The 17,961-nt window shown below is 62.3% G+C and carries 14 protein-coding genes; 12 read left to right on the forward strand and 2 right to left on the reverse strand.

Annotation, left to right across the window (positions count from 1 at the left end; translation table 11 throughout):
- Window positions 1-257 precede the first annotated feature (257 nt).
- Window positions 258-1,247 carry a GntR family transcriptional regulator gene (locus ACOZK9_RS10715; RefSeq protein ID WP_421555865.1) on the reverse strand — a complete coding sequence of 330 codons (990 nt, stop codon included), beginning with the start codon at window positions 1,245-1,247 and terminating at the stop codon, window positions 258-260.
- 334 nt (window positions 1,248-1,581) lie between these two features.
- On the opposite strand from ACOZK9_RS10715, the gene ACOZK9_RS10720 reads away from it, so the two are divergent.
- The 12 genes from ACOZK9_RS10720 to ACOZK9_RS10775 all read left to right on the forward strand — a co-directional run bounded on the left by ACOZK9_RS10720 (window position 1,582) and on the right by ACOZK9_RS10775 (window position 14,294).
- Window positions 1,582-2,913, forward strand: a complete 1,332-nt coding sequence (locus tag ACOZK9_RS10720; protein ID WP_421555807.1) for an amidase — start codon at window positions 1,582-1,584, stop codon at window positions 2,911-2,913.
- A gap of 11 nt (window positions 2,914-2,924) precedes the next feature.
- Window positions 2,925-3,803, forward strand: a complete 879-nt coding sequence (locus ACOZK9_RS10725; protein WP_099237173.1) for a polysaccharide deacetylase family protein — start codon at window positions 2,925-2,927, stop codon at window positions 3,801-3,803.
- Between the two features lie 30 nt (window positions 3,804-3,833).
- The gene (locus ACOZK9_RS10730) at window positions 3,834-5,174 is read left to right on the forward strand and encodes an MFS transporter (protein WP_058414024.1); all 1,341 of its coding nucleotides are present in this window, start codon (window positions 3,834-3,836) and stop codon (window positions 5,172-5,174) included.
- A 10-nt stretch (window positions 5,175-5,184) separates the two neighbouring features.
- Window positions 5,185-5,946: an SDR family NAD(P)-dependent oxidoreductase gene (locus ACOZK9_RS10735; protein WP_122252072.1), complete on the forward strand. Its 762-nt coding sequence runs from the start codon at window positions 5,185-5,187 to the stop codon at window positions 5,944-5,946.
- Between the two features lie 481 nt (window positions 5,947-6,427).
- Window positions 6,428-7,177, forward strand: a complete 750-nt coding sequence (locus ACOZK9_RS10740) for an SDR family NAD(P)-dependent oxidoreductase (protein ID WP_058412990.1) — start codon at window positions 6,428-6,430, stop codon at window positions 7,175-7,177.
- A gap of 13 nt (window positions 7,178-7,190) precedes the next feature.
- Window positions 7,191-7,490, forward strand: coding sequence for a hypothetical protein (locus ACOZK9_RS10745; protein WP_421555808.1), 300 nt, complete (start codon window positions 7,191-7,193; stop codon window positions 7,488-7,490).
- Window positions 7,487-8,461, forward strand: a complete 975-nt coding sequence (locus ACOZK9_RS10750; RefSeq protein ID WP_421555809.1) for a CobW family GTP-binding protein — start codon at window positions 7,487-7,489, stop codon at window positions 8,459-8,461. Before ACOZK9_RS10745 ends, ACOZK9_RS10750 begins: the two co-directional genes overlap by 4 nt.
- The gene (locus ACOZK9_RS10755; RefSeq protein WP_421555810.1) at window positions 8,458-9,636 is read left to right on the forward strand and encodes an ABC transporter substrate-binding protein; all 1,179 of its coding nucleotides are present in this window, start codon (window positions 8,458-8,460) and stop codon (window positions 9,634-9,636) included. Before ACOZK9_RS10750 ends, ACOZK9_RS10755 begins: the two co-directional genes overlap by 4 nt.
- A gap of 354 nt (window positions 9,637-9,990) precedes the next feature.
- Complete coding sequence (locus ACOZK9_RS10760) at window positions 9,991-10,674, forward strand: methylamine utilization protein (RefSeq protein ID WP_421555811.1); 684 nt, start codon at window positions 9,991-9,993, stop codon at window positions 10,672-10,674.
- A complete protein-coding gene (locus ACOZK9_RS10765; RefSeq protein WP_421555812.1) occupies window positions 10,658-13,006 on the forward strand; it encodes a putative bifunctional diguanylate cyclase/phosphodiesterase in 2,349 nt (782 codons plus the stop codon). The genes ACOZK9_RS10760 and ACOZK9_RS10765 overlap by 17 nt, the downstream gene beginning before the upstream one ends.
- A 5-nt stretch (window positions 13,007-13,011) precedes the next feature.
- Window positions 13,012-13,875, forward strand: a complete 864-nt coding sequence (locus tag ACOZK9_RS10770; RefSeq protein WP_421555813.1) for a DUF3034 family protein — start codon at window positions 13,012-13,014, stop codon at window positions 13,873-13,875.
- Window positions 13,875-14,294 (forward strand): group I truncated hemoglobin, encoded by a 420-nt coding sequence (locus ACOZK9_RS10775; RefSeq protein ID WP_058412983.1) that lies wholly within the window; start codon window positions 13,875-13,877, stop codon window positions 14,292-14,294. The genes ACOZK9_RS10770 and ACOZK9_RS10775 overlap by 1 nt, the downstream gene beginning before the upstream one ends.
- Window positions 14,295-15,331: 1,037 nt before the next feature.
- On the opposite strand, the gene ACOZK9_RS10780 is transcribed toward ACOZK9_RS10775, so the two are convergent.
- Window positions 15,332-17,749 carry a glucose/quinate/shikimate family membrane-bound PQQ-dependent dehydrogenase gene (locus ACOZK9_RS10780; RefSeq protein WP_058412982.1) on the reverse strand — a complete coding sequence of 806 codons (2,418 nt, stop codon included), beginning with the start codon at window positions 17,747-17,749 and terminating at the stop codon, window positions 15,332-15,334.
- Between the last annotated feature and the right edge of the window lie 212 nt (window positions 17,750-17,961).

Consider the following 17,961-nt stretch of genomic DNA (forward strand, 5'->3'; position numbering starts at 1 on the left):
GGGTTTTGCATCACGGCAGATCTGCTTTTTTTGCTTTTTGTGGGAGGGGGCTTGCTCCCGATAGCAGTTTTACAGTTGATACATGAGTTGACTGACCCGCCGCCATCGGGAGCAAGCCCCCTCCCACAGTTTGAATGCATTCTGCTTGGGAGATTGGGTCGGCTTAGATGATCGTTCCCACGCTCTGCGTGGTAATGCCGCTCCGGACGCTCTGCGTCCCGCTTTTTCAGCCATAGAATCTCCCACAGCTGGCGGCATCAACTGATCTTGTGCAGGTACCCAGGCAGTGGCTGCTCGGGTAACACCGACAGCACTTTCAGCCGCTGCAACATCCGCTGCCGTGCTCGCTGCAAATGCTCGCGCAAATTCAGCGCAGCAGCATCGAACGCGCCGTGCAATAACAGCTCCAGGATCAAGCGATGTTCGGCAAGCATGGCCGGATCAGCGCCGATCCCCAGCAAACGGTAAAAAATCCGGCTGATGATCATCGGGCTCTGGCCCTGGCGAATCAGCGTAGCGATCTTGCGGTTTTGCAGGCCCGCCAGGCAATGCTGGTGCAAGTCCTCTTCGATTCGTTCGAGGGTCTCCAGGCTGCAGTGGGGGCTGTCCTGGGCGTCCAGCACGCGTTGCAACATGGCTTCGAGCACCTCGCGGTCGAGGTGCGGCGCGCTCTGGCGCAGGGCTTCGGGCTCCAGGCAGGCGCGCAGTTCGTAGTCTTCGGTCACTTCGCGCGCGGTCAGTGGCCCGGCCAGCCATTGCGAGTAGGGCTCTTTTTCGACCAGGCCACGGTCGCGCAGGCGCATCAGCGCTTCGCGTACTACCGCGCGGCTGACGCCGTAGTGGTCGGCGGCGGCTTGCTCATCCAGCCGGTAGTGGCCGAACGCGATGCAGGTGGACAGCGCCGCGCCGATTTCCTCGACGATGCGCTCGCCCAGTGGCCGCGTGTCGACCAACTCGTCGTCGCCATTCAGGCCCAGGTGCGCAGGGCTCACGGGCAGGCGCAACGGCTCCATTGCCAGGCCTTCAGGGTTGATCAGGTAGCCGCGACCGTTGAAGCGGCAGATCAACCCTTCGGCATGCAGCAGGTCCAGCGCCTTGCGCACCGGCACGCGGCTGGTGCCGAACAGTTCGGCGAGCGGCGCCTCAAGCAACACCAAACCGTGGCGGGCGGTGCCGTTGACGATCGCATCACGCAATAGCTGGTGAATCATCGCGTAACGGGAGGCCGAGGCGGACACTGCTTTCATCGCGTTCTTTGAAGCCTTCAGGAAGTTGGCCGGGGATTCTCTCATAGTTGCGCCTGTCACTCTGCGCCACGAAGGGGGCACTTTTTTGGGGCCTTGAAAGTCGCAGTGTTACTTTTTGCACCAAAATGTACTTATTAATAAAAGATACATTATTTCATGTCAGGCTTGGCCACGCGCCGTCGCCAGGTTTTTTTGCTGCCTGCCATGCCCTCTATCCCGCAGCTCCAAGCGATAAAGGCGGTTCGCGCAAAAAATCGTCAACAGAGACTGGCACGAAAGCTGCCTTTGTAAAACGTACATTTTATTAATATGTACGTTTTAGAGGGTTTTCTTGATGCCAGACGCCACTTCAATGGCCGAAGCGTTCGCCAGTGGTCGCAGCGACCCGGTGCAGGTCCTCGAACAGGCCCTGAGCCAAGCGAGCCAGGCGCCAGGCGTGTTTATCTCGCTGAGCGCCGAGCGCGCCCTGCGCGAGGCGCAAGCCGCCAGCGCACGTTGGCGCGCAGGCCAACCCCTGAGTGTGTTCGATGGCGTGCCACTGGCCTGGAAAGACCTGTTCGACGTGGCAGGCAGCATCACCACCGCCGGCGCCGCTTACCGCCGCAATGCGCCCGCCGCCTTGCTCGATGCGCCGTGCGTGGGCCTGTTGTGCCGCGCCGGAATGGTCAGCATGGGCAAGACCAACCTCAGTGAACTGGCGTACTCGGGCCTTGGCTTGAACCCGCATTTTGGTACGCCGCACAACCCCCACGGGCATGACCAACCGCGTATTCCCGGCGGTTCGTCTGCAGGCTCTGCGGTGGCCGTTGCCGCCGGGATCGTGCCCATCGCCATGGGCACCGACACCGCCGGTTCGATCCGCATTCCCGCTGCCCTCAACGGCCTGGTGGGTTACCGCGCCAGCAGCCGACGCTACAGCCGCGACGGCGTGTTCCCGCTGGCGCACACCCTCGACAGCCTCGGCCCGTTGACCCGCAGCGTGCGCGATGCGCTGGCCATCGACGACTTGCTTCACGGCCGCAGCCAGCGCCACCTCCCGCGTAGCCTCAAGGGCCAGCGCCTGGTGCTGGAGCAAGGTGCGCTGGAAGCCATTGAACCGGGCGTGCGCAATAACCTGTTGCGTGCGGTGGACCAACTCAAGGCCGCCGGTGCGCTGGTCGAGGTGCGCCCATCGGCGACGTTCCAGGCCACTCTGGACCTGATCAAAGACCACGGCTGGCTCGGCTCATTCGAAGCGTTTGCGCTGCATCAAGCGTTGCTCGACAGCACTGACGCGCAACAACTTGACCCGCGCGTACGCCGCCGCCTTGAAGCGGCGCGCGCACTGCCGGCCAGCCAGCTTATTTACCTGACGACGGCGCGCCGCCGCCTGCAACAACAACTGATCGACGAGCTCGACGGCGCCCTTCTGATCACCCCAACCGTCGCGCATGTAGCCCCGCCGTTGGCGCCGCTGGAGGCCGACGATGCGTTGTTCGTCAACACCAACCTCGCCACCCTGCGCCTGACCATGCCCGGCAGTTTGCTCGACATGCCGGGCGTCAGCTTGCCCAGCGGTCGCGATGCCCAAGGCCTGCCGACCGGGCTGCTGCTCAGCGCCCCGGCCGGGGAAGACGCACGCCTGTTGCGCGCTGCGTTGTCGGTCGAATCCGCAATGATTATTTAAGGAGACACACCATGGCTAAAGACATTCTCTGTGCATTTGGCGTCGACGTTGATGCCGTCGCCGGTTGGCTCGGCTCTTACGGCGGCGAAGATTCGCCCGACGACATTTCCCGCGGCCTGTTCGCCGGTGAAATCGGCGCACCGCGCCTGCTCAAATTGTTTGAACGCTACGGCCTGCGCACCACCTGGTTTATCCCCGGCCACTCGATGGAAACCTTCCCCGAGCAAATGAAAGCGGTGGCCGACGCCGGCCACGAAATCGGTGTGCACGGCTACAGCCACGAAAACCCTATCGCGATGACGGCCGAGCAGGAAGAAATCGTCCTCGACAAGGCCATCGAACTGATCACCCACGTCACCGGCAAACGCCCCACCGGCTACGTCGCGCCGTGGTGGGAATTCAGCAAAGTCACCAACGAGCTGTTGCTGAAAAAAGGCATCAAGTACGACCACAGCCTGATGCACAACGACTTCCACCCGTACTACGTGCGCAAGGGCGATAGCTGGACCAAGATCGATTACAGCCAGCACCCCGACACCTGGATGAAACCGCTGGTGCGCGGTGAAGAAACCGATTTGGTCGAGATCCCCGCCAACTGGTACCTCGACGACCTGCCACCGATGATGTTTATCAAAAAGGCGCCCAACAGCCACGGCTTCGTCAACCCGCGCCACCTTGAAGAAATGTGGCGCGACCAGTTCGACTGGGTGTACCGCGAGCATGAGCACGCGGTGTTCACCATGACCATTCACCCCGACGTGTCCGGTCGCCCACAAGTGCTGCTGATGCTTGAGCGCCTGATCGAACACATCCAGAGCCATGCCGGCGTGCGTTTTGTCACCTTCGACGAAATCGCCGACGACTTCATCCGCCGCCAACCGCGTACCTGACCCTTTGCTCCCACCCTTGAGGCGCGATTTATGTCCATCTATAACAAGCTTGACCTGACTGGCTGGAAACCCCGGCAACTGACGTCCCAGGAAGTGCGCTTCGCCACCTGGATCGCGTTTTTCGCCTGGGTGTTTGCGGTGTACGACTTCATTCTGTTTGGCACCTTGTTGCCGGAGATCGGCCGGCATTTTGGCTGGGGCGAAGTGGAGCAAGCTGAAATCGCGACATGGGTGGCGCTGGGCACGGCGGTGGTTGCGCTGGGCATCGGGCCTATCGTGGATAAATTGGGGCGGCGCAAAGGGATTATTTTTACCGTCGCAGGTTCGGCGCTTTGCTCGGCGCTGACCGCAATTGGTGGGGCGTGGGGCAAGTCGTCATTGATTCTGATCCGTTCGTTGGGCGGCTTGGGGTATGCCGAAGAAACCGTCAACGCCACGTATTTGAGTGAGCTGTACGCCGCCTCGCAAGACCCGAAACTGGCCAAGCGTCGCGGGTTTATCTACAGCCTGGTGCAAGGCGGCTGGCCGGTGGGGGCGCTGATTGCGGCGGGTTTGACCGCGCTGTTGCTGCCGGTCATTGGCTGGCAGGGCTGTTTCATTTTCGCCGCGATCCCGGCGATTGTGATTGCGGTGATGGCGCGCAAGCTTAAGGAAAGCCCGCAATTTCAGATTCACCAGCGCATCAGCCAACTGCGTAAAAGCGGCGCGGTGAGCGAAGCGCAAAACGTCGCCATGACCTATGGCGTGGACTACGACGAACACAGTAAGGCGGGCCTGAAAGCCGCGTTCCGTGGCCCGGCGCGTCGCGCCACGTTGGTGATTGGCGCCGCGCTGCTGCTCAACTGGGCGGCGATCCAGGTGTTCAGCGTGCTCGGTACGTCGGTGATTGTCAGCGTGCACCACATCTCGTTCGAGAACTCGCTGATTATCCTCGTGCTGTCGAACCTGGTGGGTTACTGCGGTTACCTGACTCACGGTTGGATGGGCGACAAAATCGGCCGTCGCAACGTGATTGGCCTGGGTTGGATGCTCGGCGGCCTGTCGTTTGCCGGGATGCTGTTTGGCCCAAGCAATATGCCGATGGTGGTCGGGCTGTACAGCTTGGGCCTGTTCTTCCTGATCGGGCCTTACTCGGCCGCGCTGTTTTTTATCAGCGAGAGTTTCCCGACCAGCATCCGCGCCACCGGTGGCGCGATTATTCATGCGATGGGCCCGATTGGTGCAGTGGTCGCAGGCTTTGGCGCCACCCAAGTGTTGGCCGCCGGCAGTGACTGGCAAACCGCCGCGCTGTGGTTCGGCGCGCTGCCGTGCTTCTTGTCCGGTGCCCTGATGTTTGCCGCGCGCCACGTGCGCCCGGAAACCGTTCAGTAAGGAGAGTGTGATGACGCGCAAAACAGCCCTGATTACCGGTGCCGCCAGCGGCATCGGCCAAGCCCTCGCCGTGGCCTATGCGCGCGCGGGTGTGCAGGTGGTGGGCGGGTATTACCCGGCCGATCCGCATGACCCGAAAACCACGCTCGATTTGGTTGAAGCCGCGGGCGGTGAGTGCCTGATGCTGGCGCTGGACGTGGGTGACACCGCTTCGGTAGACGCGCTTGCGGCGCATGCCGTGGAGCATTTCGGGCGCCTCGATTACGCGGTGGCCAACGCGGGGTTGTTGCGCCGCGCGCCGTTGCTGGAGATGACCGATGCGCTGTGGAACGAGATGCTCAATGTCGACCTGACGGGGGTGATGCGCACCTTCCGCGCGGCCACCCGGCATATGCGCGAAGGCGGCGCGCTGGTCGCGATTTCGTCGATAGCCGGCGGCGTGTATGGCTGGCAGGAGCACAGTCATTACGCGGCGGCCAAGGCTGGCGTGCCGGGCTTGTGCCGCTCGTTGGCGGTGGAGTTGGCGCCGTTGGGCATTCGCTGCAATGCGGTGATCCCGGGGTTGATCGAGACGCCGCAGTCGCTGGATGCAAAGAATTCGCTCGGGCCTGAAGGGTTAGCCAAAGCGGCGCGCGCCATTCCGCTGGGGCGAGTAGGGCGAGCGGATGAAGTAGCGTCGCTGGTGCAGTTTTTGACCAGTGAGGCGTCAAGCTACCTGACGGGGCAAAGCATCGTCATCGACGGCGGCCTCACCGTACGCTGGCCCGACTGAACTGTGGGAGGGGTTGCTCTAGAGGGTGGTGTGTCAGTCACAGTTGCTTTGTCTGGCCCACCGCCATCGGGAGCAAGCCCCCTCCCACAGTGGAATGTGTTTTTTTCAGGTGTTTTTGTATGGGCCACTCATCCGCAGCAGCATATTACCGTGCGCCGGTGAGGGTTAAATATGAGGGTTAAATGTGGGAGGGGGCTTGCTCCCGATGGCGGTGTGTCAGTCACAGTGTTTTATCTGGCCCACCGCTATCGGGAGCAAGCCCCCTCCCACAGTGGAATGTGTTTTTTTCAGATGTTTTTGTATGGGCCACTCACCATCTGCAGCGTATTACCGTGCGCCGGTGAGGGTTAAATATGAGGGTTAAATGTGGGAGGGGGTTTGCTCCCGATGGTGGTGTGTCAGTCACAGTGCTTTATCTGGCCCACCGCCATCGGGAGCAAGCCCCCTCCCACAGTGGAATTTGGTTTTTCAGGAGTTTTGTATGGATCAGTTGATTAACCGTCGTGCGGTTATTACCGGCGCAGGCAGTGGCATTGGCGCCGCCATCGCCCGGGCTTATGCGGCCGAAGGCGCGCGCTTGCTGTTGGCCGATCGCAATGCGGCAAGCCTTGCCGAAACCGCTATCACCTGCCGCAACCTCGGCGCCGAGGTGGTCGAATGCCTGGCCGACGTGGGCACCGTTGAGGGCGCCCAGGCCAGTGTCGACCGCTGCGTCGAACACTTCGGCGGCATCGATATTCTGGTCAACAACGCCGGTATGCTCACCCAGGCGCGTTGCGTCGACCTCACTGTCGAGATGTGGAACGACATGCTGCGCGTCGACCTCACCAGCGTGTTCGTCGCCAGCCAGCGCGCGTTGCCGCACATGCTGGCGCAGCGCTGGGGGCGCATCATCAATGTGGCCTCGCAACTGGGCATCAAGGGCGGCGCCGAGCTGACCCATTACGCCGCGGCCAAGGCCGGAGTGATTGGCTTCACCAAATCGCTGGCGCTGGAAGTGGCCAAGGACAACGTGCTGGTCAACGCCATCGCGCCTGGCCCTATTGAAACGCCGTTGGTGGGCGGCATCAGCGATACCTGGAAACGCGCCAAGGCCGCCGAGTTGCCGCTGGGCCGCTTTGGCCTGGCAGACGAAGTCGCGCCTACCGCCGTGCTGCTCGCGAGTGAGCCGGGCGGCAACCTGTTCGTCGGCCAGACCCTGGGCCCTAATTCCGGCGATGTCATGCCATGAGTGAGGTGTAGCCATGTGCGGACTCTGCGGGTTGCTCGGTGAAGACCTGCACTGGAGCGACCCCTTGGGCGATGAATTGCCCAGACGCCGCGAGCGCCAGCGCCGCATCGCCGCGATCAACCAGGTATTGGCGGTGTTCCGGCTCAAGGTCGAAGACTTCCAGGGCGCGTCGTATCTGCTGTTGGGCGCCACCGGCAAGCAAGCGCTGGCGAGCGGCCTGGATCAACTCTGGCAAGCGGCAGAAAGCATGCTCGGCCGCCCCATCGACCCACTCGACCCCAACCTGCTCGACTACATGATGGAGTCTGTATGAGCATCGCCCTCAACGTCATTACCGGCTTTCTCGGCAGCGGCAAAACCACGTTGCTCAAGCGCCTGTTACACGGCGAGAGCCTCGGTGACACCGCCTTGCTGATCAACGAGTTCGGCGACGTCGGCATCGATCATCTGTTGGTTGAAGAGGTTGCGCCAGACACCGTGCTGCTGCCCAGCGGCTGCGTCTGCTGCTCGATTCGCGGTGAGCTGAAAGACGCCCTGCTGAACCTGTTGCAACGGCGTGAACGCGGCGAAATCCCGGCCTTCAAACGGGTCATCCTGGAGACCACCGGGCTCGCCGACCCGGCACCGATCCTCGCCACATTGAACAATGACGTGCAACTGCGCGGGCGTTTCCATATTGGCCTGGTGATCACCCTGGTCGACGCCAGCCATGCCGCCCTGCAAGAACGCCTGCACCCGGAATGGCTGGCCCAGGTGGCGGCGGCGGATCGGTTGCTGCTCAGCAAGACCGACGTGGTCGGCGACTGCACGGCGCTGCGCACGCACTTGCAGGCGCTGAACGCGGGCACACCGATCCTCAACACCGATGAGGTTCACAGCGGCGATCAACTGCTGCTCGGCGAAGGCCTGCGCAGCGCCGAACCCGCTGCCGAAGTCAGCCGCTGGCAATTGCACCAAACCACCACCGCGACTCACGGCACCGCGCAAGTGTGCTGCCTGACCTTCGACCAGCCGCTGGACTGGGTGGGCTTCGGGGTGTGGTTGTCGATGCTGTTAAGATGCCACGGCGAACGAATCCTTCGCGTCAAAGGACTGCTCAACGTGAACGCAAGCTCGGCCCCTATCGTCATTCATGGCGTGCAGCACTGCCTGCATGCCCCGGTGCATTTGCCTGCGTGGCCAGGCACCGACCGGCAATCGCGCCTGGTATTTATTCTGCGTGGCCTCGACCCGGCGCTGGTACGGCGCTCGTTTGAGGTGTTCTCCCGGCGTTTTGCCGCATGATCACACTTCGCGTGCTCGGCACGTCCGTGACCTTGCTGGAATGCCTGCGCGTGCGCGCCGAGCAAGAGCTGGGCATTCGCCTGGTGTATCAGGTGCACGATGTTGAACAGGCCCAGCGCATTGCGGTGATGCAGCCCGACAGCTATGACCTGTACGACCAGTGGTTTCACAACGTCGACTTCGTGTGGCCGGCGCGGGCGATCCAGCCCATCGACACGCGGCGCATCGCGCTGTGGCACGAGATCAACGACCTGCCCAAGCGCGGTCGCTTGTCGGCCAACGACCGCCTCGGCAGTGGCAGCGTGCCCAGTGAGCGCCTGTTTGTGCAGCACGATGGCAGCCTCGGCAGCACCGTGACCGAGCGCATCAGCATGTTGCCGCTGACGCACAACGCCGACAGTTTTGCCTACCGCCCCGAGCGTTTGCCCGAAGGCTTCAGCCACGGCAACGAAAGCTGGGGCTGGCTGCTCGACCCGGCCTGGAGCGCGCGGACGGCGTTGCAAAGTGACGCCGCGATTGGCGCGCTGGACGCCGCGCTGGCGGTGCAGGGCGCGGGGCTGGCGCAGTTCAAGGACATCGGCAATATGAGCATCGAAGAGATCGATGTGCTGGCTGACATTCTGGTGCGCAAGCAGAAGGAGGGGCATTTTGCGGCGTTCTGGTCGGACGACGAAGAGGCGGCGCAGTTGATGTTAAGCCCCAGCATTGATATTCAGAGCTTATGGTCGCCGACATTGATGCGCTTGCACCGCGCCGGGGTCAAGTATCGGCTGGCGGTGCCGCGTGAGGGCTATCGCGCCTGGTTTGGTGGCCTGTCGCTGTCGCGGCATGCGCAGGGCGCGGTGTTGGATGCGGCCTATGCCTATTTGAATTGGTGGCTGTCGGGTTGGCCGGGGGCGGTGATGGCGCGCCAAGGCTATTACATCGGCAACCCGGCGCGCACGCGCGATCACTTGAGCCGTGCCGAGTGGGATTACTGGTATGCCGGTTTGCCTGCCCGGGAGCAATTGTTGGGCAGTGACGGCTTGCCGCTGATCGATGTCGGCGAGGTGCGCGATGGCGGCTCGTATGAGCAACGCATGGGGCACATCGCCGTGTGGAACTCAGTGATGGATGAGCACAATTACCTGGTGCGCCGATGGGGCGATTTCATGCGCGCCCGCTTGGGCACTTAGCCGAGAGCGTATTGATCGCTCCCACGCAGCGCGTGGGAGCGATCCTGCTGGCCAAATTCCCCGTTTGGCTGGGTGTACTTATCCCAACTCCCGGCTAATCTTCCAGCATTCGATTTTTCTGAAAATGAAGGCTTGGGCTGGCTTATCGGTGGGCTACAGCTTTTTCGGCTGTGGTCGATAACTTCTACAGAGCTTGTCCCGTTGCACAGGTTTTACCGACCAGCGGTTAGCGCTTGTCATACATTCAATAGTGGCTATTTGCCTTGTTTGCGGCATCATCTAAACCCTAACGCCTGTTGCAGCGTTTTTATGCCAAGGCTGGCCGCCACTTTTTTTCTTTCACGTGGACCCCGAATGGCCAGGTTATTTCAGCAGTTATCCCTAGTCATCCTCTTGCTCTCGGCCCACGCATTGGCCGCTGCGGCGACGCTTGAGGTGACGGTGCATCAAGCGGATGGCACCTCGGTCGGTGATGCGGTGGTGACACTGCAAGGGCCTATCGGTGCACCCGCGGGCACCCTCAAAGCCGACATGGACCAGCGCGGCCAGCAATTCGCGCCCCATGTGCTGGCGGTGCACACTGGCACGCAAGTGCGCTTTCCCAACAGCGACAACATCCGCCATCAGGTCTATTCCTTCTCTGCCGCCAAACGCTTTGAGCTGCGCCTGTACGAAGGCACGCCGGCTGCGCCACTGCTGTTCGATAAACCCGGTGTGGTGGTGCTCGGCTGCAATATTCATGACTGGATGCTTGGCTATATTTACGTCACCGACGACCCACGTTTCGGCGTCAGCGATGCTCAGGGCCGGGTGCGCCTGGAGCAACTGCCGGTCGGTGAATACCACGTCACCCTGTGGCACCCGCAATTGGCGGACATGCAACCGCTGGATGGCGGCACCTTGCGCATTCCTGCCACCGGCCTCAGCCACAACGTCGTCTTGAGCCTGGAGCCTGCCTCGGCGGACGTGCCGCCAACACCTGCGCCGACGCCTTTTGGCGACGCCTTCAATCGAGCTGCCCGTGAAACTGCGCAGTAGTTTCCAGGCGCGCGTCGCCAGTGTGCTGATCCTGCTATTGCTGGTGGTGATCGGTGCGCTGTATTTCAGCGTAAAAGCCGCGACCAGTTCCGCCGTGCGCGGCCAGGCCATGATGCAGTTGGAGGTGGGGTCGCGGGTGTTCGAACGCTTGCTGGACGTGCGCAGTCGGCGGCTGGCCGACGGTGTGCAACTGCTGGCGGCGGACTTCGGTTTTCGCGATGCGGTGGCCAGCGGTGATTCGGCGACGATGCGCTCGGTGCTGCTCAACCATGGCAAACGCATCAACGCCAGCGACATGATTTTGCTCGGCATGGACGGCACAGTCCTCGCCAGCACCCTGGCCGACGTGCCGGAAGGCTCGACCTTTCGCTACGACATGGCGCTGCGTGAGGCCCGACGCAACCGCCAAACCACGCTGATGGTGCCGCTGCAAGGCAAGCCGCACCTGTTGGTGGAAGCACCGGTGCTGGCGCCGTTGCCGATTGCCCGGGTGGTGATGGGCTTCAGCATGGACAGCGCGTTTGCCGATGAGCTGCGCTCGCTGAGCAATCTGGAGGTGTCATTCCTGACCATTGATCGCCAACAACCCGGCGAGTTGGTCAGCACTCAGCCGCAGGTATTGCGCGACAGCATCGTCAGCCTGATGTTGGGCACTGCCACGCGCAATGGGGTGTCCACCACCGAACACATGGAACACAGTTTTCTCAGCCAGACGCTGGTGTTGGCCAGCGACGACGACGGCCAGGTACTCGCGTTGCTGCAAAGCCCGCTGGACATGGCGCTGCAGGCTTTTGTGCCGCTCGATGAAAAGATTCTGGTGATTGCCTTGATCGCGCTGATGGCCTCGCTGACCGGCGCCTTGCTCCTGGCGCGTGGCGTGTCGCGACCGGTGCAGGCGCTGGCCCTGGCGGCCGAGCGCATTGGCCAGGGTGATTACCAGACGCCCGTGGCGCTGGACCGCAGTGACGAACTCGGGCGGTTGGCGCATACGCTCAATTTGATGCAAAACGGCATTGCCGAGCGCGAACAACAACTGGCGCACAACGCGCTGCATGATCGCCTCACCGGTTTGCCCAACCGCGCGCTGGCGATGGAGCGCCTCGGCAGTGCGATTTCCACCCAGCGGCCGATGGCGCTGATTTACCTGGGCATTGATAACCTGCGCATCGCCAGCGAAACCGTCGGGCCGGACGCTGTCGACCACGTGCTGCTGGAGGTCAGCCGCCGCCTGCAGGCCGCGTTACGCCCTGGCGATACCCTGGCGCATTTGATTGCCGACGAATTCCTGTTGCTGCTTGAAGGTGCGGGCAGCCAGGAAGCCGTGGGCCTGGCCGACAAACTTCAACAGTTGCTGCTGCGCCCCCAACGCATCAACGGCCATGACCTGGCGCTGGATTGCCGCTTGGGCATCGCCGCGTACCCGGCCGATGGCGAAAGCCCCCAGACCTTGCTGGAGCGCGCGGCGATTGCGATGAAAGACGCCGCACAAATGCCTGGCCGCTTGCAGGTTTACGAACACGGCAGCGACCTCGCACACCGCCGTCAGGTCACCTTGATTCGCGATTTGCGCCACGCGCCGAGCCAAGGCCAATTGCTGCTGCATTACCAGCCCAAGCTGGACATTCGCCAGGGCCATGTGCGCCAGGCCGAAGCCTTGTTGCGCTGGCAGCACCCGCAGTTCGGCATGGTCTCGCCGGCAGAATTTATCCCGTTGGCCGAGCGCTCGGGCAGCATTCGGTTGCTGACCCACTGGGTGATCGAGGAGGGCATTCGCCAGTTGTGCGACTGGAACCGGCGCGGGTTGTACCTGCAACTGTCGCTGAACATCTCGGCCGACGATTTGCTCGGCGACGAGTTGGCCCATCGCGTCTCGGCGCTGCTGCGCCGCTATAACCTGCCCGCCGAACAACTGTTGTTCGAGATCACCGAAAGCGCGGTCATGCGTGAGCCGGAAAAAGCCCTGCACGTGCTGCACCTGCTGCGCGACTGCGGTATCGGCCTGTCGGTGGACGATTTCGGCACGGGCTATTCGTCGCTGGCGCACCTCAAGCGCCTGCCGGTGCAGGAATTGAAGATCGACCAATCCTTCGTTCGCAACCTCGATGAAACCAGTGAAGACGCAGTAATCGTGCGTTCCACCATCGAGATGAGCCACAACCTGGGCCTTAAAGTGGTCGCCGAGGGCGTCGAATACGCCCACAGCCTGCGCCTGTTGGAGCGTTGGCAGTGCGACACGGCGCAGGGTTACCTGATCAGTCGGCCATTGACCGCCGACGCCTTCGAAGCTTGGGTGGCCCTGCCGCTCAGCGTGCACACTTCCATGGTTCATTGAGCGATATGACGGTGCGTTTTTATCTATTGATAGGCTGCCTCACCGCGTTAACCCTGCAAACGGCAGTGGCCGACAACGGCCGTCTGCTTGCCACCGGCGGCGCCAGCAGCCTTGAGGGCGCGGCGGGCGGCGGCATCACGCCGTGGGCCGTGTTGGCCGGTTACGGCGAACAGGGCGAATGGGGCGCGACGGCGTTCGCCACCACGGTCAACCTGCCGGACTACCGCTTGGATGTGGCCGGGCTGGCGCTGGCGTATGACAACCGCGTCGAGGTGTCTTTCGCGCGTCAGCGCTTCGACCTCGGCACCTTGGTGCACCGGCTGAATTTGCCGGATGACCACCTCGGCCAAGACGTGCTGGGCCTCAAGGTTCGGCTGTTTGGCGATGTGATTTACGACCGTCTGCCGCAGGTCTCCCTCGGCCTGGAGTACAAGCACCAGAACAATTTTGAGATACCCAGCCTGGTCGGCGCCAAACGCGACAGCGACGTCGAAGGCTATTTGGCCGCCAGCCGGTTGTTCATGGGCGCAGCCTTTGGCTACAACGTGTTGGTCAACGGCAGCCTGCGTTACAGCCGGGCGAATGAAACCGGTTTGCTCGGTTTTGGCGGTGACCGCCGCGACAGCCGCAGCCTGCTCAAGGAAGGCTCGCTGGCGCTGCTGTTCAACCCGCGCTGGGCGGTGGGCGTGGAATATCGCCAGAAGCCCGACAACCTGTCGTTTGCCGGTGAAAGTGACTGGGCGGATGTGTTTGTCGGGTACTTCCCCAACAAGCATGTGTCGTTTGTATTGGCCTATGCGCGGCTTGGGGAGATCGCCACGCTGGATAACCAGAACGGCACGTATTTGTCGGTGCAGGGGAGTTTCTGATGCGTTTTCTGGCGTTTTTTATGATGCTGTTGATCGGCGCATGCGCTCAGCAACCGGTCAAGGATGACAGCTTGTACCGCGACCTTGGGGCGATGCCCGGGATTACCCGGATTGTTGAAGGCATGCTGCTTAACGTCGCGCGCGATGGGCGCATTGTTGAGCACTTTCGCCGGGTCGATATACAGCGCTTGCGTAACAAGTTGATCGAGAAGTTCTGTGTAGAGGCGGGCGGGCCATGTACGTATACCGGAGACGGTATGGCTGAGGTGCATAAGGGCCAGAAGGTCAGTCGCAGTGATTTTAATGCGCTGGTGGAGGACTTGATCAAGGCCATGGACAGCGAAGGTATCGCAGTGCCCGTGCAGAATCGGTTAATAGCGCGACTGGCGTTGTTGCGCGGTGAAGTGATCGAACACTGATCCAAGTGTGGCTTCAATCCCCCAAGCAGACTGCATTCAAAATGTGGGAGCGGGCTTGCTCGCGATGCAGGCACCACGGACCATCAGGTACACCGCATCGATGCCATCGGGAGCAAGCCCCCTCCCACAGTTGGCGGCACTGCGCGGTGGCAGGGGACTTGCCCACCTCCCACTTTCAATCCCCCGAGCAGACTGCATTCAAAATGTGGGAGCGGGCTTGCTCGCGATGCAGGCACCTCGGACCATCAGTCACACCGCGTCAATGCCATCGGGAGCAAGCCCCCTCCCACAGTTGGCGGCGCTGCGCGGTGGCGGGGGGCTTGCCCACATGCCACTTTCAACCCCCCAAGCAGACTGCATTCAAAAATGTGGGAGCGGGCTTGCTCGCGATGCAGGCACCTCGGACCATCAGTTACACCGCGTTGATGCCATCGGGAGCAAGCCCCCTCCCACAGTTGGCAGCACTGCGCGGTGGCAGGGGGCTTGCCCACCTCCCACTTTCAACCCCCCAAGCAGACTGCAGTCAAAATGTGGGAGCGGGCTTGCTCGCGATGCAGGCACCTCGGACCATCAGGTACACCGCGTCGATGCCATCGGGAGCAAGCCCCCTCCCACAGTTGGCGGCGCTGCGCGGTGGCAGGGGCTTTGCCCAACTCCCACTTTCAATCCCCCAAGCAGACTGCATTCAAAATGTGGGAGCGGGCTTGCTCGCGATGCAGGCACCTCGGACCATCAGGTACACCGCGTGGATGCCATCGGGAGCAAGCCCCCTCCCACAGTTGGCAGCACTGCGCGGTGGCAGGGGCTTGCCCCATGCCACTTTCAACCCCCCAAGCAGACTGCAGTCAAAATGTGGGAGCGGGCTTGCTCGCGATGCAGGCACCTCGGACCATCAGTTACACCGTGTCGATGCCATCGGGAGCAAGCCCCCTCTCACAGTTGGCAGCTCCCACAGTTGGCAGCTCAAGCACCTTCCCATATTAAAAAAGGCGGCTACCTGGTCACGGTAGCCGCCTTTTGTGTACCGCCGAGGCTGCTTAATCCGGCAGTTTGAACGCCATCACGTAGTCACCTTGCTTGGTACCCAGCGAGCCGTGACCGCCGGCCATGACCAGCACGTATTGCTTGCCGTCCTTGCCGGTGTAGGTCATCGGTGTGGTTTGCGCGCCTGCAGGCAGGCGGCCTTCCCACAGTTGCTTGCCGTTTTTCACGTCATAAGCACGCAGGTACTGGTCGAGGGTGCCGCTTAAGAACGCCACGCCACCGGCAGTGGTGAACGTACCGCCCAGGCTAGGCACGCCCATGGTCAGTGGCACTGGAATCGGCGAGCTGTCGCGCACGGTGCCGTTTTTGTGCATCCAGATGGTTTGGTGGTTGGTCAGGTCGACCGCTGCCACATAACCCCATGCCGGTGCCTGGCACGGCAGGCCCAGCGGCGACAGCAGTGCTTCGAGGATCACGCCGTATGGCGCGCCTTTGTTCGGCTGTACGCCTTCTGTTTCGCTGACGCGCGGGCCTTGCTTGGCGATCTCGGCGGCCGGGATCAACTTCGATTTGAACGCCATGTAGCTCGGGTTCACGAAGGCGATCTGGCGTACCGGGTCAACAGAAATGCCGCCCCAGTCGAACACACCGAAGTTACCTGGGTAGACAATCGAACCTTGCAGCGATGGCGGCGTGAACGGGCCGTCGTAGCGCATGGATTTGAAGTCGATCCGGCACAGCATCTGGTCGAACGGCGTGACGCCCCACATGTCGCGTTCTTTCAACGGCGGCGGCATGAAGTTCAGGTCGGACTTGGGTTGCGTTGGCGAGGTGTGATCACCGGCCACGGCACCTTGCGGTACAGGGATTTCGTTGATCGGCACCACCGGCTGACCGGTGCTGCGGTCGAGCACGTAGATGCTGCCTTGCTTGGTCGACGCCATCACCGCTTGCTTCACGCCGTCAGCGGTTTTGATGTCGATCAGCGACGGCTGGCCGCCGACGTCCATGTCCCACAGGTCATGGTGAGTGAACTGGAAGGTCCATTTCACATGGCCGGTATCGATGTCCAGCGCAGTCAGGCCGGCGCTGTATTTTTCCGAGTCTTCGGTACGGTCGCCGCCGTATTGGTCGGGCATCTGGTTGCCCATCGGCAGGTACAGCATGCCGAGTTTTTCATCAACGCTGAACATGGACCACATGTTCGGCGAGTTACGCGTGTAGGTTTTGCCCTCGGCCAACGGGGTGGTGTCGTCCGGGTTGCCGCTGTCCCAGTTCCACACCAGTTTGCCGGTGTGCACGTCGAACGCGCGGATCACGCCGCTAGGCTCGTCGGTGGAGACGTTATCGGTCACGTGACCGCCGATCACCACCAGGTTTTTGGTCACCGCAGGGGGCGACGTGGAGTAGTAACCGCCTGGGGCGAAGCTGCCGATGTTGGCACGCAGGTCGACCTGGCCTTTGTCGCCGAAGTCTTCGCACATCTTGCCGGTGTCGGCGTTCAGCGCGATCAAACGGGTGTCGGCAGTCGGCACGAAGATGCGTTTCGGGCAGGCATTCGGAGCAACAGCCGGGCTGGCGCTGCCGGTAGGGCTCTGCTCGGACGCGTAGGCGGCGTCATCGTGATACGACACGCCACGGCAGGTCATGTGTGCCCAACCCTTGAAGTTCTGCGCACCTTCGGTGCTGATCTTCGGGTCGAAACGCCAGATTTCCTTGCCGGTGTCCGGGTCGAGTGCAATCACCTGGCTGTGCGGCGTGCACACGTAGAGCATGCCGTTGACTTTCAGCGGGGTGTTTTCTGCGGTGGTTTCACCGGGGTCGCCGGCACCAGGGATGTCGCCGGTACGGAAGGTCCAAGCCGGCACCAATTTGTGCGCGTTGGCCGGGGTGATCTGCGCCAGTGGCGAGTAGCGATCACCGAAGGCCGAGCGGCCATACGAGTTCCAGTCGCCATCGGCCTGAGTCGGCGCAGCGCTGGCCATGCCCGGCACGGCGTCGCGGTCGAGTTGGCCGGTTTTGACCATCTCACCGGGGTTGGTGAACTGGCTGGCAAGCGCGGTAGCACCGGCCAGCACCACGGCCACGCTCAGCGCGCCAGTGCCCAGCGGCGCGGGTTGGCCACGCAGCAACGGACGGCGAAACCACGGCAGCAGCAAGACGATGCCCAAGGCGAACAGCAGGGCCAGGCGTGGCACCAACTGCCACCAATCCAGGCCGACTTCCCACAATGCCCACACGGTACTGGCGAACAGCACCAGCGCGTACAGGCCCAGCGCTGCGCGGCGGTTGGCCAGCAGCAGGACGCCGGTGAGGGCAATGCCGATACCGGCCAGCAGGTAGTACAGCGACCCGCCGAGCATGCTCAGCTTGACGCCGCCGGCCAGCAAGGCCAGGCCCATGATCAGCAGCAAGACGCCTAGCAACCTGGGCAGCAGGCGGCTTGGGCTCGAAGCACCATCAGTGCTCATAGTGTGTTTCTCCGTCACGTTGGAATTATGTAACCGCGTGCTTCACTGTAGATGACGATTCGGCGCGGGCTTGGTTCAGCGTTATTTGGGGTTTTTGTGGGGATAACCAGGTTATTCACAGGCGGGCGATTTATTCCCGTGCGCAGGCCGGTGTAAGACAGCGCTGTCCAGGCGTACAAGGAACGTCGTCAAGAGGGATCGACCGCGGCGTG

Source organism: Pseudomonas kitaguniensis, assembly GCF_049199985.1.
Taxonomy (GTDB): domain Bacteria; phylum Pseudomonadota; class Gammaproteobacteria; order Pseudomonadales; family Pseudomonadaceae; genus Aquipseudomonas; species Aquipseudomonas kitaguniensis.